The sequence below is a fragment of the Actinoplanes couchii genome, from assembly GCF_016862075.1.
Classification (GTDB): Bacteria; Actinomycetota; Actinomycetes; order Mycobacteriales; family Micromonosporaceae; genus Actinoplanes; species Actinoplanes couchii.
Genome location: NZ_BOMG01000110.1, coordinates 78,739 through 99,901 on the forward strand (window position 1 = coordinate 78,739; position 21,163 = coordinate 99,901).

18 protein-coding genes are annotated in these 21,163 nt (G+C 70.7%); 11 read left to right on the top strand and 7 right to left on the bottom strand.

Going from position 1 to position 21,163, the window contains the following annotated elements:
- From Aco03nite_RS44730 to Aco03nite_RS44745, 4 genes are all read left to right on the top strand, one after another.
- Positions 1–1,560, top strand: coding sequence for a M1 family metallopeptidase (locus Aco03nite_RS44730; protein ID WP_203807767.1), 1,560 nt, complete (start codon positions 1–3; stop codon positions 1,558–1,560).
- 80 nt (positions 1,561–1,640) lie between these two features.
- On the top strand, positions 1,641–2,948 hold the full coding sequence (locus Aco03nite_RS44735) for a sensor histidine kinase (RefSeq protein WP_239145948.1): 1,308 nt from the start codon (positions 1,641–1,643) through the stop codon (positions 2,946–2,948).
- 28 nt (positions 2,949–2,976) lie between these two features.
- A complete protein-coding gene (locus Aco03nite_RS44740) occupies positions 2,977–3,621 on the top strand; it encodes a response regulator (protein WP_203807771.1) in 645 nt (214 codons plus the stop codon).
- A gap of 72 nt (positions 3,622–3,693) precedes the next feature.
- Entirely contained in the window at positions 3,694–5,886 is a 2,193-nt protein-coding gene (locus Aco03nite_RS44745; RefSeq protein ID WP_203807773.1) for an MMPL family transporter, read from the top strand.
- Here Aco03nite_RS44745 and Aco03nite_RS44750 read toward each other — a convergent pair.
- Positions 5,868–6,212: a fluoride efflux transporter FluC gene (locus tag Aco03nite_RS44750; protein ID WP_203807775.1), complete on the bottom strand. Its 345-nt coding sequence runs from the start codon at positions 6,210–6,212 to the stop codon at positions 5,868–5,870. The genes Aco03nite_RS44745 and Aco03nite_RS44750 overlap by 19 nt on opposite strands.
- Positions 6,209–6,532 carry a fluoride efflux transporter FluC gene (locus tag Aco03nite_RS44755; protein ID WP_239145949.1) on the bottom strand — a complete coding sequence of 108 codons (324 nt, stop codon included), beginning with the start codon at positions 6,530–6,532 and terminating at the stop codon, positions 6,209–6,211. The genes Aco03nite_RS44750 and Aco03nite_RS44755 overlap by 4 nt, the downstream gene beginning before the upstream one ends.
- Before the next feature lie 277 nt (positions 6,533–6,809).
- Between Aco03nite_RS44755 and Aco03nite_RS44760 the strand changes: the two genes are divergently transcribed.
- Both Aco03nite_RS44760 and Aco03nite_RS44765 read left to right on the top strand, forming a co-directional pair.
- Positions 6,810–7,637 carry a hypothetical protein gene (locus Aco03nite_RS44760; protein WP_203807779.1) on the top strand — a complete coding sequence of 276 codons (828 nt, stop codon included), beginning with the start codon at positions 6,810–6,812 and terminating at the stop codon, positions 7,635–7,637.
- A complete protein-coding gene (locus Aco03nite_RS44765) occupies positions 7,637–9,325 on the top strand; it encodes a hypothetical protein (RefSeq protein WP_203807781.1) in 1,689 nt (562 codons plus the stop codon). Before Aco03nite_RS44760 ends, Aco03nite_RS44765 begins: the two co-directional genes overlap by 1 nt.
- 36 nt (positions 9,326–9,361) lie before the next feature.
- On the opposite strand, the gene pseI is transcribed toward Aco03nite_RS44765, so the two are convergent.
- The 4 genes from pseI to Aco03nite_RS44785 all read right to left on the bottom strand — a co-directional run bounded on the left by pseI (position 9,362) and on the right by Aco03nite_RS44785 (position 14,283).
- Positions 9,362–10,378: a pseudaminic acid synthase gene (pseI, locus tag Aco03nite_RS44770; RefSeq protein WP_203807782.1), complete on the bottom strand. Its 1,017-nt coding sequence runs from the start codon at positions 10,376–10,378 to the stop codon at positions 9,362–9,364.
- Entirely contained in the window at positions 10,375–10,824 is a 450-nt protein-coding gene (locus tag Aco03nite_RS44775) for a GNAT family N-acetyltransferase (RefSeq protein ID WP_203807784.1), read from the bottom strand. The genes pseI and Aco03nite_RS44775 overlap by 4 nt, the downstream gene beginning before the upstream one ends.
- Positions 10,825–10,828: 4 nt before the next feature.
- The gene (locus Aco03nite_RS44780; RefSeq protein WP_203807786.1) at positions 10,829–11,890 is read right to left on the bottom strand and encodes a glycosyltransferase family 2 protein; all 1,062 of its coding nucleotides are present in this window, start codon (positions 11,888–11,890) and stop codon (positions 10,829–10,831) included.
- Between the two features lie 80 nt (positions 11,891–11,970).
- A complete protein-coding gene (locus Aco03nite_RS44785) occupies positions 11,971–14,283 on the bottom strand; it encodes a putative bifunctional diguanylate cyclase/phosphodiesterase (protein WP_203807788.1) in 2,313 nt (770 codons plus the stop codon).
- Between the two features lie 59 nt (positions 14,284–14,342).
- Between Aco03nite_RS44785 and Aco03nite_RS44790 the strand changes: the two genes are divergently transcribed.
- The gene (locus tag Aco03nite_RS44790; RefSeq protein WP_203807829.1) at positions 14,343–15,890 is read left to right on the top strand and encodes an amino acid permease; all 1,548 of its coding nucleotides are present in this window, start codon (positions 14,343–14,345) and stop codon (positions 15,888–15,890) included.
- Here Aco03nite_RS44790 and Aco03nite_RS44795 read toward each other — a convergent pair.
- A complete protein-coding gene (locus tag Aco03nite_RS44795) occupies positions 15,862–16,362 on the bottom strand; it encodes a hypothetical protein (protein ID WP_203807789.1) in 501 nt (166 codons plus the stop codon). The two genes, Aco03nite_RS44790 and Aco03nite_RS44795, sit on opposite strands and share 29 nt — an antisense overlap.
- 153 nt (positions 16,363–16,515) lie before the next feature.
- Between Aco03nite_RS44795 and Aco03nite_RS44800 the strand changes: the two genes are divergently transcribed.
- The 4 genes from Aco03nite_RS44800 (at position 16,516) to Aco03nite_RS44815 (ending at position 21,080) form a co-directional block, all read left to right on the top strand.
- The gene (locus Aco03nite_RS44800) at positions 16,516–18,081 is read left to right on the top strand and encodes an alpha/beta hydrolase (protein ID WP_203807791.1); all 1,566 of its coding nucleotides are present in this window, start codon (positions 16,516–16,518) and stop codon (positions 18,079–18,081) included.
- 243 nt (positions 18,082–18,324) lie between these two features.
- Positions 18,325–18,915: a TMEM165/GDT1 family protein gene (locus tag Aco03nite_RS44805; protein ID WP_203807793.1), complete on the top strand. Its 591-nt coding sequence runs from the start codon at positions 18,325–18,327 to the stop codon at positions 18,913–18,915.
- Between the two features lie 13 nt (positions 18,916–18,928).
- Complete coding sequence (locus tag Aco03nite_RS44810) at positions 18,929–19,861, top strand: cyclase family protein (RefSeq protein ID WP_239145950.1); 933 nt, start codon at positions 18,929–18,931, stop codon at positions 19,859–19,861.
- Positions 19,862–19,871: 10 nt separating this feature from the next.
- Positions 19,872–21,080 (top strand): tetratricopeptide repeat protein, encoded by a 1,209-nt coding sequence (locus Aco03nite_RS44815; RefSeq protein ID WP_203807795.1) that lies wholly within the window; start codon positions 19,872–19,874, stop codon positions 21,078–21,080.
- Positions 21,081–21,163 lie beyond the last annotated feature (83 nt).

The following is a 21,163-nucleotide window of genomic DNA, read 5'->3' on the forward strand; positions in this document are numbered from 1 at the left end:
ATGACAACCATCAACAACCGGCTCACGGGGGCGCTGGCCGTGACCACGGCGGCGTTGGTCGGTATCGCCGGGACCGCGGTCCCGGCCAGCGCCGCGGCCGCTGCCAAGCCCGGCTCGGCCGGCCTCGGTGACCGGTTGTATCCGCTGCTCGGCAATGGCGGCTACGACGTCACCAACTACAACCTTCGCCTGAAGCACCCGGCGAAGACCCCGACCCAGAAGGTCACCGGCAGCGTGACGATCTCCGCGGTCGCCACCCAGAGCCTGTCCCGGTTCAACCTGGACTTCGCCGGCAACGGCGTCGGCTCGGTCTACGTCAACGGCAAGGCCGCCAGGTTCACCCGCTCCGGCGGGGAACTGGTGGTCACCCCGGCGAGCTACCTGCCGAAGGGCAAGGGCTTCTGGGTCACCGTCAACGACTTCACCGCCACCCCGGTCTCGGCGGCCAAGGGCGAGCCCGAGGGCTTCATCGCGACCCGGGACGGCACAGTGCTGGCCGGCCAGCCGAACACCGCGCACAACCTGTTCCCGAGCAACGACCACCCGCGGGACAAGGCGACGTACACCATCGCGGTGACCGTCCCGTCCGGCTGGAAGGGTGTGGCCAGCGGCAAACTGCTCAAGACCACCACCGCCGGCGGGTACGTCACCTCGACGTACCGCGAGGCCAAGCCGATGGCCAGCGAGCTCGCCCAGATCGTGGCCGGCGACTTCGTGGTGCAGAACCGCAAGGCGGTCGGCGGCGTGCCGATCCGGGACGTCTTCCCGCGGCGGCTGGCGAGCAAGCTGACCGGCAAGGCCGCGATCGAGCGGTCGCAGATGAGCTGGCTGACCAAGAAGGTCGGGGCCTACCCGTTCGAGAACTACGGGTCGCTCGTCATCGAGGCGGATCTGGGCTTCGCCCTGGAGACCCAGACCCTCTCGCTGTACGACACCAACGTCTTCAGTCTGCCCGGTTACGTCCTCAACCCGATCATGGCGCACGAGCTGGCGCACCAGTGGTACGGCAACAGCGTCGCCCCGGCGGCCTGGAGCGACGTGTGGCTGAACGAGGGCCACGCCACCTGGTACGAGATGCTCTACGCCAGCGACACCAAGACCTTCAAGAAGTACACCGGGCTCGCGAACCGGGAGGCGTACTTCAAGGCGGTCTACCAGCTCGGCGACCGGTTCCGTGCCCAGTACGGCCCGGTGGCGAAGCCGAAGAACGCGAAGACGGTCTGGAACGTCTTCAACCCGAACGTCTACGACGGCGGGGCGCTCGCCCTTTACGCCCTGCAGCAGAAGATCGGCGCCAAGAAGTTCGCCAAGCTGGAGCGGGAGTGGGCGAAGAAGTACAAGGGCAAGTCCGCCTCCACCGCCCAGTTCATCGCGCTGGCCTCGAAGGTCTCCGGGAAGAACCTGAAGCCCTTCCTGACCAACTGGCTGTACGGCAAGAAGACCCCGGCCATGCCCGGCAAGAACTGGAAGGTGCTGAAGGCCTCGGCCACCGCCACCTCGGCGGCCGACGCGCTGGTGTTCCCGAACCGGGCGCACCTGCTGAGCGGGCACGAGCACTGAGCTAGGTAGGGATAACCCCACCTTCGGGTGGGCGGCCCACCGGATCGCGCGGGTGGGCGCCGATGAATAGCGTCTACGGCATGACCACCGCATACGCCGACGCGGCGCCCGCCCGGAGCCACCGGGGCAAGCTGGCCCAGTTGGGCATCGACACCCAATATGTCCTGCTCGGTTTCCCCCTCGGCCTGATCACCCTGATCATCGGCCTGACCGGTTTCGCCCTCGGTCTCGGTCTCGCGGTCATCTGGGTCGGTCTGCCGCTGATGGTCGGCACCCTGCTGTTCGCCCGCGGGATGGCGATCACCGAGCGGGCCCGGATCAGCCCGGTCCTGGGCCAGAGGGTGCCGCACCCGCCGTACCGGAAGGTGCACGGTGAGGGTGCGGTGCGCCGCACGCTCGCCCCGCTGCTGGACGCCCAGTCCTGGCTCGACCTGCTGCACGCGACGCTGCGTTTCATCCCGAACGTCATCGGGTTCAGCTTCGTCGTGGTCTGGTGGTCGGGTGCCATCGCCGGCCTGCTCTACCCGTTCTACGACTGGGCCCTGCCGCACAGCCCGGACAACTACGGGTTGCACCAGGTGCTCGGCTTCCAGGACACCGCGTCCGTCCGGATCTTCTTCAACCTCAGCATCGGGATCTTCTTCGGCGGCACCCTGTACTGGGTGGTCCGTGCGGTCGCGCTGGCCGAGGCGTACTTCGCGAAGGGCCTGTTGAACGGGGCCCACGACCTGCGGATGCAGGTGGCCGCCGCGGAGGAGGCCCGGGACGTGGCTCAGCGGCAGAAGGCGGCGGCCGTCTCGGCCGAGGCGGTGGCGCTGCGCCGGCTGGAGCGCGACATCCACGACGGCCCGCAGCAGCGGCTGGTCCGGCTGGCGATGGACCTGGGGCGCGCCGAGCAGCAGTTCACCGACGACCCGGAGCGGGCCCGCGCCATCGTCGCCGAGGCGCTCACCCAGACCCGGGAGACCCTGGACGAGCTGCGTGCCCTGTCCCGCGGCATCGCCCCGCCGATCCTGGTCGACCGCGGGCTGCAGGCGGCGCTGACCGCGCTGGCCGGCCGCTGCACCGTCCCGGTGGACCTGGACGCGCCGCCGATGGAGCGGCTGGATCCGGCCGTCGAGTCGACCGCCTACTTCGTGGTCGCCGAGGCGCTCACCAACGTCGCCAAGCACAGCCACGCCAACGAGGTCCAGGTCAGCGTGCAGCGGATCGCCACCGGCCTGATCGTGACGGTCAGCGACGACGGGGTGGGCGGCGCCAGCCTGGCGAAGGGCCACGGCCTGGCCGGCCTGGACGACCGGGTGCAGGCCGCCGGGGGCGTGCTGGCGGTGGACAGCCCCGTCGACGGAGGGACGCGGCTCACGGCGGCGCTACCGCTGCCCCTCTAGAGACATGAGGATCTGACAGCATGGCGGCATGCGGGTGGTCATAGCCGATGATGCGGTGCTGTTGCGGGAGGGCCTGATCCGGCTCGTCGAGGAGAACGGTCACACCGTCGTCTCGGCAGTCGGGGACGGCCCTTCCCTGGTCGAAGCGATCAAGGAACATCGTCCGGATGTCTCCATCGTGGACGTCCGGATGCCGCCGTCACACACCGACGAGGGGCTGCGGGCCGCTGTCGAGGCGCGGACCGCGGTGCCGGGCAGCCCGATCCTGGTGCTCTCCCAGTACGTCGAGGTGTCGTACGCCGACGATCTCCTGGCCGACCGCCGTGGCGCGGTCGGCTATCTGCTCAAGGACCGGGTCTCGGTGGTCGCCGAGTTCCTGGACGGGCTGGCCCGGGTCGCCGCCGGTGGCACCGTGCTCGACCCCGAGGTGGTCGCCCAGCTGCTGGTCCGCCGCCGCCGGGACGACCCGCTGCGCGCCCTGACCCCGCGGGAGCGGCAGGTGCTGACGCTGATGGCCGAGGGCATGTCGAACACCGCGATCGCCCGCAAGATGGTGGTCACCGACGGCGCGGTGGAGAAGCACGTCCGCAACATCTTCACCAAGCTCGGTCTGCACCAGGACGAGGAGCAGCACCGGCGGGTCCTGGCAGTGCTGGCCTACCTCCAGACGTAGGGCTAGCCCTACCACCGACCGGGGTGCTCGCCGGATTCTGGTGACGCCGTCCGCTCCATAGCGTCTTTCCCCGTGGAGAACAGGGAAAACGTCAAAGGCATCGCGGCTCGTGTCGCGATCTGGAGCGCCCGCCATCGGGCGCTCGCGATCCTCGGCTGGGTGGCGTTCGTCGCGGCCACCGTGGTCCTCAGCGGCCAGCTCGGCACCAGGCAGGCCGACTTCGACCAGACCGGGCACGGCGACTCCGGCGAGGCGGACCGGATCGTCGCGGCGGCCGGTTTCCCGGAGCAGCCGGCCGGCGAGATGGTGCTGATCCAGAACCGGGCCGGCACCGACCGGACCGCGGCCGCGGCGGAGATCATCCGGGTCCTCGGCACGACCTCGGACGTCATCGATGTGCAGGCGCCGATCGAGTCGCCGGACGGCCGGTCCACCCTGATCTCGTTCAGCGTCGCCGGTGCCGCGGACACCGCCGGGGAGCGGGTCGGGCCGTCGCTGGACGCGGTGGCGGAAGTGCAGGCCGCCCACCCGGATCTCTACGTCGCGCAGGCCGGTTCGGCCAGCGCGGACCGGCTGGTCGGCGTCGAGCTGGAGGACGGGCTGACCCGGCTGGGGATGCTCTCCATCCCGGTGACGCTGGGCATCCTGCTGGTGGCGTTCGGCGCGGTGGTCGCGTCACTGCTCCCGGTCGCGCTGGCGATCATGTCGGTGGTCGCTGCGATCGGCCTGATGGCGCTGGCCAGCCGGTGGGCGCCGGCGGTCGACGAGACCACCCACGTGATGCTGCTGATCGGCCTGGCGGTCGGGGTCGACTACTGCCTGTTCTACATCCGGCGGGAGCGGGACGAGCGACGGGCCGGCGCCGATCCGCACCGGGCGCTGATGATCGCCGCGCAGACCTCCGGCCGGTCGATCTGGGTCTCCGGGCTGACCGTGATCGTGGCGATGGCCGGCATGTTCTTCACCCAGGACGTCACGTTCGTCAGTTTCGCCGTCGGGACGATCCTGGTGGTGGCCACGGCGGTGCTCGGTTCGCTGACGGTTCTCCCCGCGCTGCTCTCGGCGCTGGGCGACCGGGTGGACGCGATCAGGATCCCCGGTCTGTACCGGAAGAACAACGAGGGCCGGGTCTGGAACGGGCTGCTGAAGGTCGTACTCGCCAAGCCGTTGATCTCCGCGATCGTCGCGGTCGCCGCGCTGGCCGCCATCGCCTCGCCCGCCCTCGATCTGAAGACCAAGGGCCAGGGCATCCAGGACGTGTCCGCGGACGCCCCGGTGGTGCTGGCCTTCCTCGCCATCGGCGAGGCCTTCCCGAGCAAGACCACCCCGGCGCAGGTGGTGGTCTCCGGTGACGTCGGGGGCGCCGGGTTCGCGAAGACCCTGAAGACCTTCACCGCGGCCGTACGGGCCAGCGACGGCGCTCTGGTCGAACCGGTCGACGTGCAGGTCAACCCGGCCGGGAACGTCGCCGTGGTGTCGGTGGGCCTGGCCGGCAAGGAGAGTGACGCCGCCGCCGTCGACGCGCTGACCCTGCTGCGGGAGCGGGTGGTTCCGGACACGTTCGGTGACGGGGCACTGGTCACCGGCTCGACGGCGAGCGGGATCGACTACAACGCGCAGCTGGACCGGACCATGCCGATGGTGTTCGGCTTTGTCCTCGGGCTGGCGTTCCTGCTGCTCCTGGTCTCGTTCCGGTCGGTCGTCGTGGCGATCACCGGCCTGCTGCTGAACCTGCTGTCGGTCGCCGCGGCGTACGGCATGCTGGTCTTCGTCTTCCAGGACGGCCACTTCGAGAAGCAGCTCGGCTTCGTCTCCGGCGGTGGCATCACCAACTGGATCCCGATGTTCCTCTTCGTGATCCTTTTCGGTCTGTCGATGGACTACCACGTCTTCGTGGTGAGCCGGATCCGCGAGGGCCACGACCGGGGGCTGTCGACCCGGGACGCGGTACGGGAGGGCATCGGCCGGACCGCCGGCGTGATCACCAGCGCCGCCGTGGTGATGGTCGCGGTCTTCGCGCTCTTCGCCACGCTGCCGCTGACCGCCACCAAGGAGCTGGGTGTCGGGCTGGCCGCGGCGGTTCTGCTGGACGCCACGATCATCCGGGCGGTGCTGCTGCCCGCGGTGATGGCGCTGCTCGGCCGGGCCAACTGGTGGCTGCCGAAGTGGCTGGGCTGGCTGCCGGAGGTCGCCCACGAACTGCCCGCCCCGCCCGCCGGGCCGCTGCCGGACCCGGATGTGGAACGTCAGCTGACCAGGGTGTGAGCGAGGGCGCCGCCGATCACGGCGGCGCCCATTCCCGCGGTGATGCTGAGCAGGGCGTACCCCACCGCGGCGGCGATCTCGCCACGCTTGGACAGGGTGAGGATCTCCCAGCTGAAGGTGGAGTACGTGGTGAGCGCCCCGCAGAACCCGGTGCCGAGCATCGCCACCAGGCCGGGGGAGAGCGGCAGGCCGAGCACCAGCCCGAGGACGAACGACCCGGCCACGTTGACCACGAGAGTGCCCCGGTGATCCTTCACCCACTGGCCGACCAGGTAGCGCAGCGGCGCTCCGACGGCGGCGCCCAGGGCCACCAACAGGGCCGTCATCGCCGGGCCAGCAGACTGCCGGCCAGCACCGCGAGCAGGCATCCGGTGAGCGTGGCGGCCAGATAGACCAGCCCGGCGACGGAGACCTCGACCATCGCGGTGGAGAACGTGGTGTAGCCGCCGAGGAAGCCGGTGCCGATCAGGAGCCGCGGGATCCGCCGCTCGACCCGGGTGTAGAGCACCCCGATCAGGAAACAGCCGGACACGTTGATCGCCCAGGTGGTCCAGACCGTCCCGGGCCAGGTGACCGAGATGGCCCACCGGGTCAGCGCGCCGAGGACACCACCGGCGGAGACGACGGCAAGCGCGGTGCGATCCACAACCCGCACGGTATCCCAGCAGAAGTTGGGCGGCCGGGGGGACGTGGCGGCGTCCACCCCGGCCGGTCAGTCCACTTTAGATCAGGATCTTGAAGAACGCGCGGGCGGCCCTGTTCGGGTCTCCGACCTTAATTCTGTCTGTCGAGGGGGTGACTTCGCGATTGTCTGTCGGCGGCTTCGGCCGACAAAAGGGGCATCTGCCTTATAAAGCGGGCAGGATTGGCGTAGGAACGGCTGATAACGTGCGGCTCCGCACGCGGACGGAGCGGTACTGACGATGCACCACGCGAATCACCACTACGGGCACGCGCACATTCTGGCCCGTTACTGCAACATCCCGGATGCGATGCACCCGCCGCGGATCCGGGGGTACCTGCAACACGGCTGGAACATCGGGGACGGCCTCGCGCCCGGCACACCGTACGTGTCCGGTGCCCCGCTCTTCGTCTGGTCCGAGGAGACCCGCCGCCGCTCCTGGTCGCAGGGCCGCCGCAACGTGACGGTGGTCGGTGCGCCGTTCGCCTACCTGGTGGAGATGGCCCCGCCCGTCGAGGGCCCCGGCGAGGGCACCATCTTCTACCCCTTCCACGGCTGGGAGGGCCAGCAGGTCCACGGCGACCACCAGCGCCTCATCGACGAGGTCCTGGAGACCGAGACCGGACCGGTCACCGCGTGCCTGTACTGGAACGAGTACCGGATGCGCAACGTGCGCGCGCTCTACGAGAAAGCCGGGTTCCGGGTCATCTGTCACGGGTACCGGGGATTCTGGTGGCGCGACAGCAACCGGGACTTCCTGGTGGGCCAGCTCGCCGAACTGCGCCGCCACCGGCGGGTCGTCTCCAACCGGCTGTGCAGCGCCATCTGGTACGGCCTGCTGGCCGGCCGGGAGGCCGCCGTCTACGGCGACCCGATGGTGCTCGACAACGCCGACATGACGTTCGGCGGCGAACCGCGCCTGCACCGCCAGTGGCCCGACGTCTACGGCAAGCAGACCGACTTCGCCACCTGTCACCAGCTCGCCCGGGAACAACTGGGCGCCGATGAACTGGCCGGTCCCGCCGAGCTGCGCAAGCTGCTGGGCTGGCCCAAGGAAGGGTACGTGTGATGCCGGACCGTCCGGACATGGCCGCGGCCGTCGCCGCCCCACCGCTGACCAACCTGATCCGGTCCGGCGGCGAGATGTTCAACTGGACCGACACCGACGGCCGGGACAACCAGCTGCTGACCCGCCTGGTCCTGGAACACGCCGGGCCGGGACGGACCGTCCTGGTCGCCGGCCCGCACCCGGACGGGCTGGTCGCCGCGCTGGCCGGTGCCGGCGCCGAGGTGACGTGGCTGCTGCGCTCGCTGATCGACGCGGAGACCGCCGCCCGCGCCCACCCCGGCATCACCGTGCTGTCCGGCGCCTTCGGCAAGGCCGACCTGACCGGCGGGTACGACCTGGTGGTCGCCGCCGGCGGGATCCAGCGCCTCAACTCGGCCGAGGGCGACCAGCTCGCCGCCGGGGAGCTGCTGGACCGGCTGGCCGCCGCGGTCCGCCCGGACGGCGCCCTGATCCTGATGCACGACAACCAGCTCGGCGCCCACCACACGGTCCGGCTCGACCCGGGCGCCCGGCACCGCGACGACGCCGCCTGGCACCCGTCCGAGACCACCGAGGGCCCGGCCGCCCGGTCCCAGCTGACCGCGCACCTGACCGGGGCGGGACTGGTCGTAGATGCCGCCTACGCCGCGTTCCCGGAGCCCGGCGACCCGGCCGTACTCATCGGCGGTGTCACCCTCGGCGACGTCACGTCGCCGCTGCGGCCCTGGCTGCGGACCGTTCTCGCGCAGGCCTACACCGTCGCCTTCCGCGGCCGCCCGGTCCTCAGCGACCCCCGCCGGCTGGTGAACCGGGCCCTGCGGGCCGGCGCCGAGGAGACGGTGGCCGGCGGCTGGCTGGTCGTCGCGCACGCCCCCGGCGACACCGAACCGGCCCGGGAGTGGCACGACGTGCTGGTCAGCGACGTGCACGGGGTCTATACCCCGGACGCCGCCGAGCCGGGGGTCACCGGCCGGGTGGACAGCCTGGTCCGCGAGCGGATCGTGAACCCGGTCGCCGCGGACCGGCTGGAGGACCGGCTGCTCGAACTGTGCGCGGCCGCCGACGTGCGGCGCCTGCGGCAGGAGATCGCGCAGTACGAGTCGTGGCTCGGCGCCGGCCCGGTCAGCGGACCGCGGGCCCTCGCCGACCTCTCCGACCTCGGGATCACCGCGGACGGCCCGGTGGTGATGTCCGCGCGCTGGTCGCCGGCCGAACCGGTGCCCGCCCAGATCGTGCTGGTCCGCGCCCTGTGGCAGTTCGCGGTCCGGCTGATCACCTGGGGACGCCCGCACCCGTGGCCGAACACCGCGAGCGCCGCCGACCTGGCCGCCATCCTGGCCGGGATGGCGGGGCGCAGTCTCGCCGACGACGAGCTGCGGGCCGCGATCGATCTCCAGGTGGTGATCGACAGCGCCGAGTTCGGGCTCGGGCCGGCCGAACGGCAGGCGCACCGGCTGGCCCTGCTGGCCGTGCAGCCGGGTACCGCGCCGCTGGACGTGGCCGGGTACCACGAGCTGACCGAGGCCCTGTGGCGGCAGCGCTACCAGGCCAGTCACCTGCTGGCGATGATGGAGTGGAACGAGCAGATCATCCGCTCGCGCGACTCGGCACTGAGCAAGATGGACTGGGAGCTGCAGCTGTTGCGGCGGACCTGGGGCGGCCGGTCGCTGATGCTGGCGAAACGGGCGTACAAGAAGGTCAAGAAGTAGGCTTTTTGAGGGGGGCCGTGAAGCCCCCCTCAACTGTTAGATCAGGTCCCAGGTCAGCGGGGTGCCCTTGGCGGCGTCCGCGGTGAAGGTCCGGCCGAGGACGGTCCCGATCGCGTCCGGCTGCAGACCACCGGTCGGCCGGATCGAGCGCACGTTCTCCGGCGTCACCGGGTCGCCCGCCTTGACGTCGGCCACCACGTAGAGCGACCGCCGGAACCGCAGGCTCTCCTGCTCCGCCTCGGTCGGCCCGATCGCCGTGGTGCCGAGCGCCTGCCAGGCCCGCTCCGACTCGGTGACCAGCAGCTTCAGCTCGGCCTGGTCGAGCGAGAACGCCGAGTCCACGCCACCGTCGGCCCGGTCCAGGGTGAAGTGCTTCTCGATCAGCACCGCGCCGTACGCCACCGCGGCGATCGGCACGCCGATGCCCATCGTGTGGTCGCTGAGCCCGATCGGCAGCCCGAGCGCCTCGGCCAGCACCGGGATGCGCCGCAGGTTGGTCTGCTCCGGAGGGGCCGGGTACGACGCGGTGCAGCTCAGCACGGTGATGTCGGTGGCCCCGGCGCCCTTGGCGGCCTCGACCGCTGCGGTGATCTCGTGCAGCGTGGCCATGCCGGTGGAGATGATGATCGGCTTGCCGGTGGCGGCGGCGAGACGGATCAGCGGCAGGTCGGTGATCTCCGAGGACGCGATCTTGTACATCGGCGCGTCCAGCTTCTCCAGCAGCTCGACCGCGGTCCGGTCGAACGGGCTGGAGAACGGGGTGATGCCGCGCTCACGGGCCCGCTCGAAGATCGGCGCGTGCCAGTCCCACGGGGTGTGCGCCCGCTCGTAGAGGTCGTAGAGGTGCTCGCCGCCCCACAGCTCGTGGCCCTTGGACAGCCGGAAGCGCGGATGATCCACGTTCACGGTCATGGTGTCCGCGGTGTACGTCTGGATCTTGATGGCGTCCGCGCCGGCGTCGGCTGCGGCGTCCACCAACTGCAGCGCCCGGTCGAGCGAACCGTTGTGGTTGCCCGACATCTCCGCGACGATGTACGGCTTCTTGCTGCTCATCTGTTTCTCTCCGTCCAGACGACCGTCGTCGGCACCCCGTCGATCAGCCGTTCGTATCTGCGTGTCTCGCGGAACCCGAATCGCCGGTGCAGCGCGAGGACCTGCTTGTTGTCGGCGAGCGTCTCGCCGCCGAGGGTGTCGAGGCCGAGCGTGCCGAAGGCGTACTCGACGGCCTCCTTCTCCAGCCGCATCCATGCGGGCAGGAGGCGCTGACCGAGCCCCGCGACGTCGAGGTAGAACGACCAGGTGGTGCCGTCGAAGATCACCACACCGGCGGGCACGCCGTCCTCTTCGTAGATCAGGACGTTGCCGCTGCGCTTCGCCCACCAGGCGGCGTGCTCGGCGGGCTGGATCTCGTGCCTGGTCAGGCTGACGGCGCGGACATCGGGATGGTTGCGCCAGGGGAGCACCAGGTCACGGTCGGAATCACGGGCGGGTCGAAGCACGCCGTCAACGTAGGGATGTGGTCTTGACCCGCTGTGGCGGAGAGGGGAGGTCCCGGGAAACCACAGGTGTCCGTTGGGTGGACCGGCGCCGGATGCCCGCCACCCGGTAACCGGTGCGCAGTGCCGCGTACATCGCGTAGCTGTTCGCCGCGACCAGCCGGTGCTTGAGCCCGGGGGTGCCAGCCGGCGGCAGATACCCGGCCGGGCGGTGCCGGCGGTAGAGCGCGGCGATCTCCCGGAAGAAGGCGCGGCGGCGGCTCGGGTGCACCCGGCTCTCGTTGCCGGCGATCACCAGCAGGTGGCTGATCATCAGGGTGAACACCCGAACCCGCAGGCCGGGATCGAACTCCACCCCGTCCAGCCAGGCGTAGAAGCGGTCCCACTGCTCGAAGGCCTCGAAGTGCCGGTCACTGCGGGTCGCGGTGATCGCGCCGAAGCGGCCGACCCGGTAGTGGTAGCAGACCCGGTTCAGCACGTCGAGACGCTCGGCGGCGATCAGCACCGGGTTGCTGAACGGGACGTCCTCGTACCAGCCGGCCGGGAACTTCAGCTCGTGCTTGGCCAGGAACTCGCGGCGCAGGATCCGGTTCCAGGCGGTGTGCTGGACCCCGATCAGACGGTTCAGATCCGGGGAGCCGGCCAGCAGCGGGGAACTCGGGTCGGTCTGCAGCCGGCCGCTCTCGTGCACCCGCAGGTGGTCGATGAGCAGCACGTCCGGCTCGTTCTCGGTCAGGCGCTCGAGCACCGCGCGGACCGAGCCGCTGGGCAGCCAGTCGTCGCTGTCGACGAACCAGACGTACGACCCGCGGGCCTGGGCCAGCCCGGCGTTGCGGGCCAGTCCCAGTCCGACGTTCTCCTCCAGGTGGATGACGCGCAGGTCACCGTGGCGGGTGGCGTAGTCGTCCAGCATCGTGCCGCAGGAGTCCGGTGAGGCGTCGTCGACGGCGATGACCTCGACCTTGGCGTTCTCCTCCGCGGTCAGTCCGGCGCGGATCGACTCGAGACACTGGTAGAGGTAGCCCTCGACCGCGTAGACCGGCACTACGACGGTCAGCAGAACATCCATGCGACAACCGTCGGCCCCTTGAGTGAAGTCAAGGGGAACCGGAGTTGTCGGGGATCTACATCACAGGCAACTTCACCGGTCTAATCAACAAACTCGGGTTTCGCCCCGACCGCGCCGAACAGCAGCTCGTCCATCGCCTCGGTGGTCAGCGGCTCGGCGAAGTAGTAGCCCTGCCCCAGCTCGCAGTTGCCGTCGGCCAGCTCGCTGAGCTGCCCGGCGTCCTCGATCCCCTCGGCGACCGTGGACAGTTGCAGGGCCTGGCCGAGCTGGATGATGCCGAGGGTCAGCGCCGCCGCGGCGGGCACGTCACCGACGTCGTCCACGAACGATTTGTCAATCTTGATGATGTCGACCGGGAAGCGGCGCAGGTACGCCAGGGACGAATAGCCGGTGCCGAAGTCGTCGATGGCCAGGCGTACGCCCAGTTCCTTGATCGCCTGAAGCCGGTCCAGGGTCTCCTGGCGGTGATCCACCAGCAGCGACTCGGTCAGCTCGATCACCAGGCACCGGGCCGGCAGCCCGCTGTCGGTCAGCGCCGAGACGACCAGCTCGGGCAGATCGGCCCGCTCCAGCTGCACCGCGGACAGGTTGACGCTCACCGACAGCGGCTTGTCCGGGTCGCGCTGCTCGTTCCAGCGGGCCGCCTGCCGGCACGCCTCGCGCAGCACCCACTCGCCGATCGGGACGATCATCCCGGTCTCCTCGGCCAGCGGGATGAAGTCCAGCGGCGGGATCATCCCGCGCTCCGGATGCTGCCAGCGGACCAGCGCCTCCAGGCCGGAGATCTCGCCGGTGGCCAGCCGCACGATCGGCTGGAACCGGAGCTGGAACTCGTGCCGCAGCACGGCCCGGCGCAGGTCGGCCTCCATCTCCAGGTGCTTCTGGAAGGACTCCCGCATCGACGCCTCGAAGACCGCGTACCGGTCCTTGCCCTTCTTGGCCTCGAACAGCGCCAGGTCGGCGCGTACCAGCAGCTCGTGGGCGTCGTGTTTGCCGGCCTCACCGAACGCGACCCCGATGCTGCAGGTCACGAACGTCTCCCGGCCGTCCAGGTCGAACGGCTCACGCATCGCGGTGACGATCCGCCGGGCCACCGGGACGGCCGCCTCCACGGTGTCGGCCTCCGGCAGCAGCACCGCGAACTCGTCGCCGCCGAGCCGGGCCGCGGTGTCGTCGGTGCGCAGGCACTCGCGCAGCCGGTCGGCGACCAGGGCCAGCAGCTGGTCCCCGGTGCCGTGGCCGAGCGCGTCGTTGATCATCTTGAACCGGTCCAGGCCGACCAGCAGCGCGGCCACCCCACCGGTGCGCAGACTGCCCAGAGCGTTCTCGGTACGGGTGACGAACAGCGACCGGCTGGCCAGCCCGGTCAGCGGGTCATGGAACGACGCGTTCATCTCGGTCAGCGTCCGCGCGTCGGTGACCGCCAGGCCGGCGTGCTCGGCGAACGCCCGCAGCATCTCCTGCGACGCCTCGTCCCAGTTCCGGCGGGCGGTGTGCATGCCGGCGAACATCGAGCCGACCACCAGGCCGTTCTCGTGCACCGGCACCGCCATCACGCTCTTGATCCGGTGCTGGACCAGTTCCGGCACCGCGATCGGCGAGTTGACGTAGTCGTCCACGGCGACCAGTTCGTCCCCCATGATCGACAACCCGACCACGCCGAGGGCGGCCACCGGGATCCGCTGCATCTTCGCCGACAGGTCCTCCGGGACGCCTGATGCGGAGACCACGCTCATCCGGCCCGGGTCGTCGTTCTCCAGCACGGTCAGCCCGGCGACGTCGACACCGAGCAGGTCGGCGACCCCGGCGGTGACCCGGTTCAGGATCTCCGGCAGCGGCTCGCGCCGGGCGATCGCCCGCTGGATCCGGCTCAGCTCCTCGAACAGGCGCTCCCGGCGCTGCAACGAGTCGGTCAGCTGCCGGGTCTCCAGGCTCAGTTCGAGGACCCGGGCCATCCCGCGGAGCAGACAGACCTCCTCGTCACTGAAGTCGTGGGAGGCGCGGCCGATCACCAGGGTGCCGGAGGACGCGCCGCCGAGCGGGGCGACCGCGAGCATGTAGGTCACGTCACCGGCCCGCAGGGTCGCCGGCCGGCCGACCAGATACCCGGCGATCAGGCCGTACTCCGGGATCTGGTCGGCGGGCACCCCGACAGCCGCAGCCACGCCACCGTCGACCGTCAACACTGCGAGGTCGGCATCGAGGGCGCGTAACGCGCACTCCACGGCGGCGTGCTGCGCGGCGGATTCGTCGGGCCGATCGGCCACGACGGCAAGGAACTCCGTCAGTTGCTGAGTGGCGAGCACGAGGTTGCAGTCGGCTTCGGCCCGGGGCACCTGAGAGAAATCCGCATGCAGTTCGAGGTTCGTGCCAATCTGGTCACGAACGGTCATTGGGTCGATACGTACGGTTGTCAAAGGCGCCCGGTTTCCGACTGAATAGATCCGTGGAGATGCACGGGCTGGCGGCCGGCCGGGTGGGTGCCGCCTCGATCGCCTTCCTCGGGGTGGCCGCGGCCGCGCCGATCGTCACCCTGGTGACCGTGGTCCCGGCGGTGCTGGCCGACGGCGCCGGTCAACTCGTGCCCTGGGCGTTCGCCGCGGTCGGTGTGATCCTGCTGCTGCTCTGCTCCGGCCTGGCCTCGATGTCCCGCCGGTTCCCCAGCACCGGCGCGGCGTACTCGCTGGTCGCCCGGGGTCTCGGCCGTCCCGCCGGGCTGGCCGTCGCCTGGCTGTCGGTGGCCGGCTACCACGCGATCCAGTTCGGTCTGTACGCGCTCGCCGGACTGGCCGCCGCCCCACTGCTGAGCAGCTTCCTCGGCCTGACCCTGCCCTGGTGGGCGGTGGCCGCGGCCTGCTGGGCGTTCGTCGCGATCTGCGGGCCGATGCGGATCGAGATCGCCGCCGGGGTGATCGGGCTGCTCGCCGTCGCGCAGGCCGCGGTGCTCGCCGGGGTCGGCGCCGCGAACGTGCTGCAGCCGTCCGGCGACCGGGTCACCCCCGACACGATCCTGATCGCCGACCCGGCCGTGCTGGACCGGCCGGCGCTCGGCCTGCTGCTCGCCGTCGCGGTGCTCACCTTCGCCGGATTCGAGTCGACCGCGGCGTACGCCGAGGAGGGTTTCCAGCCCCGCCGCAGTGCCGGTTACGGCGCCCACGGGGCGGTCCTGCTGCTCGCCCTGCTGCTCGGCGGTTTCTCCTGGAGCCTGATCGTGGCGGCCGGCCCGGACCGGGTCGCCCCGCTCGCCGCCGCCCGGGGCTCCGAGCTGCTCTTCTCCCTGGCCGCCGAACGGCTCTCCCCGTGGGCCGTGACGCTGGGCCGGTTCGCGCTGCTCGCCGGGGTGCTGGCGGCGCTGCTGGCCCTGCACCAGGTGATCGCCCGGCAACTGTTCGCCCTGGGCCGGGAGCACGTGCTGCCGGTGGTGCTGGGCACGGCCGTCCGCCGGACCGCCGCGCCCCGGGCCGCCTCGGTGACCCAGTCGCTGATCGCCGGCGCCACGATGACCGGCGCCTACCTGGCCGGCGCCGACCCCGGGCCGCGGACCGCCCGCTGGCTGATCGTCGGCGGCGCCCTGAGCATCCTGGTGGTGCTGCTGCTGATCTCGGTGGCGGCGCTGCTGCACCTGAACCGCGTCCCCGGGCGGGAGGGGGCCTGGGGACGCTTCGTGGCGCCGGTGCTGGCCACCGTCGGCCTGGGCACCCTGGTCTTCCTGGCGTTCCGGGACCTGGCCGCGCTGCTCGACATGCCGTCCGGGTTTCCGCTGGTCCGGGCGATCCCGGCTTTCCTGGCCGCCTGTGTGCTGCTGGCCGTGGCGCACGCCCTGCTGCTGCGCCGGTTCGCCCCGGTGCGCTATGCCGGTATCGGCCTGGCCGGGATGGCCGTCGTGGTCACACCACCGGCCGGGGGCCACGCCGAGCCCCGCTTGATCCCGCGCCAGCGCGACCCCGGCGCCCACCGTCCGGAACGAGTGCCTAGCCGAAGAAGTCCCGGACCTGAGTGAGGGTCAGATAGCCCTGGGTCTCCAGCTCACGGGGGATCGACGGCAGGCTCTTGGCGGTGACCTGGACCTCGTCGGCGTCCTCCGGCAGCGGCGACGGCGCCGGGGTGGGCGGCAGGTCGGCGAGGGCCATCGCCTCCCGGATCACCTCGAACATGGTGCGTACCTCCAGGGCGGCACGCAGGGCGAGTTCGTCCGGCGCGGTGCCGGCCGGCGGCAGCGCGCAGGTGAAGTTGGCCCGCAACTGGTCGTCGACGCGGTGCAGATCGGCGGTGGGCCGCAGGTGGTCGAGCCGGCCCTCGGTGACGATGCCGAGTTCGCAGTCCCGGAATCCGGACGCGTGCCACCACTGCTGCCAGCGGGGGTCCGCGTCCAAGGTCTGTACGGCGTGTCGCAGTGCCACCAGGTAGTGCTGTGGCGCCCGGCCGTCCCGAGTCGCTGTCCCCAGCCGCGGGCGGAGCCAGAACTCGTCCATGGTTCGCAATGGTCGCAAATCAGGCAGCCCGAGGTGCGGATTCCGGGGTGGCGCGTCCGAGTAGATCACCACGCCCCGGTAAAAACCACCTGTAAAGGGGGTAACCCGGCGTGTGCGGGCGAAGTGTGCCGGTGTGAACCACAGCATGGGGGAATGAGAAGAATCTGGGCGGCCGCCGCAGCGGTCGCGCTCTGCACGGCCGGCGCCGGGGCCACCCGCGCCCAAGCCGAGACGGCGCGCGGAGGGCCGGCTCCGATCGCATGGGGCACCTGCACCGACAGCACCCTGAAGTCGCACCGTGCCGAGTGCGGATACGTCACCGTGCCGATGGACTGGGCGAAGCCCGGCGGGACGAAGATCCAGATCGCGGTGTCGCGGATCAGAGCGACCGCGCCGGCGGCGAAACGCCAGGGCGTCATCCTGGTCAACCCGGGCGGTCCCGGCGGCTCCGGGCGCGGGATGGCGACAGTCGGCCAGAGTGTGCCGAAGAAGGCCGGCGCGGCGTATGACTGGATCGGCTTCGACCCGCGCGGGGTGGGCGCCAGCAAGCCGAAGATCTCCTGCGACAGCAAATACAACACCGATCTCCGCCCGCCGTACGTCCCGGCCACCCCGAAGATCGAGGACGAGTGGCACACCCGCACCCGGGCGTACGCCGCCGCCTGCGCCAAGAACGGCGGTGACCTGCTGCGGCACATGCGCACCGAGGACACCGTCCGGGACATCGACAGCATCCGGCAGGCCCTCGGCGTGGAGAAGATCAGCTTCTACGGGTTCTCGTACGGCACCTACCTCGCCCAGGTCTACGCCACCATGAACCCGACCCGGGTGCACCGGATGATCCTGGACGGCGTGGTCAACCCGACCCGGGTCTGGTACCGGGCGAACCTCGACCAGGACCTCGCCTTCGAGAAGGCGATCCGGGTCTACTTCAAGTGGCTCGCCCGCCACGACTCCGTCTACCACCTGGGCCGGACCGCGGACGCGGTGGAGAAGACGTACTACCGGCAGCTCACCGCCCTGACCGCGAAACCGGCGGGTGGCCGGATCGGCCCGGCCGAGCTGACCGACGTCTTCCTGCAGGCCGGTTACTACATCTTCGGCTGGGACGAGATCGCCCGCGCCTTCTCCGCCCTGGTCAACAAGAAGGACCCGGCCCCGGTCCGGCGGCTCTGGGACGAGAACCGCGCGACCGGCGACGGCACCGACAACAACTACGCCGTCTACCTGGCCGTCGAGTGCACCGACGCGGCGTGGCCGGCCGAGTGGAAGACGTGGTCCGAGGAGAACTGGCGGATTCACAAGAAGGCGCCGTTCGAGACCTGGGGCAACGCCTGGTACAACGCGCCCTGCCGGCACTGGCCCGCACCGGCCGGCACCCCGGTCCGGGTCGACGGCGCGAAGGCCCCGCCGATCCTGCTGATCAGCGAGACCCTGGACGCGGCCACCCCGTTCGCCGGCGCCCTGGAGGTCCGCCGCCGCTTCCCGCGCTCGGCGCTGCTGGAAGGTGTCGGCGGCACCACCCACGCCGGATCGCTCTACGGCAACGCCTGCGTCGACAACACCATCGCCGACTACCTGACCGCCGGGGTGCTGCCCGGCCGGGCCAAGGGGGACCGCTCCGACAAGCAGTGCAAGCCGATCGCCAAACCGGCCCCGCTGGCGACGGCCCGCTCCGCCGAGCGCGCGGCGCTGCAGGACCTGATCGTCGGCAGATGACACCCGGCGGCCCGGTGTCGGTCGTCACCGGGCCGCTGACCAGCACGTGAGTTATGCTCAGTCCCGCGAAGGGGAGTAGCTCCCAATGTCGCGGTCGACATACTGATCCCGGTTCTCCGGGCTCCGGCCGCGCGGCCTCGGTCTCCGGGGCGAGCGAGACCTTCGACCAGGCCGTATTCGTTTACGGCCGGGTCGAGGTCGCCCTGCGCCCGACGCCCGGTCGTGTTCTACCGGGAGTTCCTTGTGGAAGCTTTCCTCGCCGCGCTGGGCATCAGCTTCGCGGTCATCTTCGTCGCCGAGCTGGGCGACAAGTCACAGCTGATGGCGATGACGTTCGCCACCCGCTTCAAAACCGTCCCGGTGCTGCTCGGCATCACCGTGGCCACCGCGGTGGTCCACCTGGTGTCGGTCGCCATCGGCTACGGGCTGGGCGCCGCCATCCCGACCGGCTGGATCTCCCTGATCGCCGGTATCGCCTTCCTCGGCTTCGGCGCCTGGACACTGCGCGGCGACTCGCTCACCGACGACGAGAAGACCAAGGCCGAACGGGCCGGCGGCAAGTCCGCGTTCTGGTTCGTCGCCGGCGCGTTCTTCCTGGCCGAGCTGGGTGACAAGACCATGCTGGCGACCATCACGCTGGCCACCCAGCACGGCTGGTTCGGGGTCTGGGTCGGCTCCACGGTCGGCATGGTGGCGGCCGACGCGCTCGCCATCGTGGTGGGCCGCTATCTCGGGCGTCATCTACCCGAAAAGGTCATCAAGTACGGAGCCGCCGCACTCTTCGCTATCTTCGGCATCTGGTTGATCACCGAAGGTGTGATCGAAGTGCGATAAAAGGGAGCCAACCGTGCTGGAGTACCGGGCCGAGTTCGACGCCGAAGTTGCCCTCGACGGCGGGGGCGAGCTGAGCGCGCGCGGCTTCCGGATGGTCATCCCGCACGCCGACGTCACCGAAGCCGAGATCGCCGACCTGCTGATCGCCGCCCTCGCCCCGCAACGGGTGAAACGGGCCGAGGTCAGCGACGTCCGGATCTTCGCCGAACCGCACCCGCCGGCCGGGGACTCCCCGGCCGAGCGGGTCCGGTTCGTCGACCTCAGCCACGTCATCACCGACGGGCTGGTCAGCCACCCGGGTGTGCCCGCACCGCAGATCACCGCCCACCTGACCAGGGAGGCGTCCCGGGCCGTCTACGCGCCCGGCACCGAGTTCGCGATCGACCGGATCAGCATGGTCGGCAACACCGGCACCTACCTGGACAGCCCGTACCACCGCTACGCCGACGGCACCGACCTGGCCGGGCTGCCCCTGGACCGGCTGGCCGGTCTGCCGGCCGTGGTGGTCCGCGCGGTCGGCCGGGAACGCGGTGTCACCGCCGACACCCTGGCCCACGTGATGGTCACCGGGCACGCGGTGCTGCTGCACACCGGCGGCGACCGGCACTGGGCCACCGACGGCTACGGCGTCGACGCCCCCTATCTGACCCGGGACGCCGCCGAGCTGCTCGCCGACCGCGGCGCCGTCCTGGTCGGCATCGACGCCGTCAACATCGACGACATCTCCCCGGCTGCCTCCGGGGAGCGACCGGCGCATACGCTCCTGCTGGCGGCCGGTATCCCGGTCGTCGAACACCTCACCAACCTGCGCGAACTCCCACCCGTCGGCGCCCGTTTCACCGCCGTCCCACCCCGGATCGCCGGATTCGGCACGTTCCCGGTCCGCGCCTACGCCACCGTCCCCGCCGAGGACGACCGCACTGTCCCCGTAGAGGACGCTCTCTAGGAACCGGAGCATGACGCAGAACCTGGACCTGGCAAGAATCCAGCTCGGCCGCGGCGAACCGGCAGCAGCCGCGGACCTGCTGGGCCCGATCCTGGCCGCCGACCCCGACGACGTCCCGGCTCTGGTCCTGATGACCCACGCACAGCTGGCCCTGCAGAGACCCGAACTGGCCGACGAGCTGGCCCGCAGAGCCGTGGAACACGCCCCCGACTGGCCCGACGCCCTGTCCGCCCTGAGCCGGGTGCACACCGAGATGGGCCGGCACGACCAGGCGATAGCCACCGCCAGATCCGCGGCCGACAGACAGCCGGAGAACCCGTTCCGCCACAACCGCCTGGCGTGGGCCCTGCTGGAGGACGGCAGACACGCGGTGGAGGCCGAACACGCGGCCCGTGAGGCGATCCGCCTGGACCCCGAGGAAGCCGACTTCCGCATCACGTACGCGATGGTGATGAAGCAGCTCAACCTGCACGACCGAGCCCGCCAGGCGCTGAAGGACGCCCTGTCCCTGGAGCCCGACAACGCGGTGGCAAGGCACGAGTTGGCAGCCTTCGACGTGGTGCACCACAACCCGTTCGCCCTGACCCGCCTGGCCAGAGGAGCCTCGGGTTTGGTGGGGGCTCTGAGAGCCGACCCGAAACAGGAGGCGAGCCGCTTCCTGCTGGACCTGGCACTACGCCAGTTCCTGGTCTGGACAGCGATCATCCTGGCGTTCCTGGCCTACCTGGGCTGGCGTTTCACGGACACGTCCCCCGGAACGGCCCGACTCTTCGCAGCCGTGGCGGTCCTGGCCCCCGCCGCGTACGCGGGCTATTTCCTGCACCGCCTGGACCCAGGCTTGCGCAGATACGTGCGAGACCTGCTGACCCAGAGCCGCCAGAGATTGGCCCTGACAGCCGCCGCGGTAGCGGTGATCCCCTTGCTGATGGCCCTTGCGGCCCCCGTCACGTGGCTACCGGTCCTACTGGGCACCGCAACGTTCGCCGGTTTCGCAGTACGCCTGCTGACGGCCCCCGTGGACGAGCCAGGCGGCTCCGGCAGAACACTGAGCACGGCATCGTTGTGGCGAATAGTGGTGGTAGGCGCGGCCCTGACAGTGGGTTTCGCCGTCACCGACGCTCTGACGGCCCCATGGCGTCTCCCAGCAGCCATAACCGCCGCCACAACAACGGCGGTGGTCCTGATCCTGATAGCGCGCCGACGCCAGACAACTTCCTGACCCCTTTTCTGGTACGCCCGTCAAAGGGCGGGGCTTTTGACGGGCGTACCGAAAGCTCAGAAATGGTGTGGTCCTGCCGATGT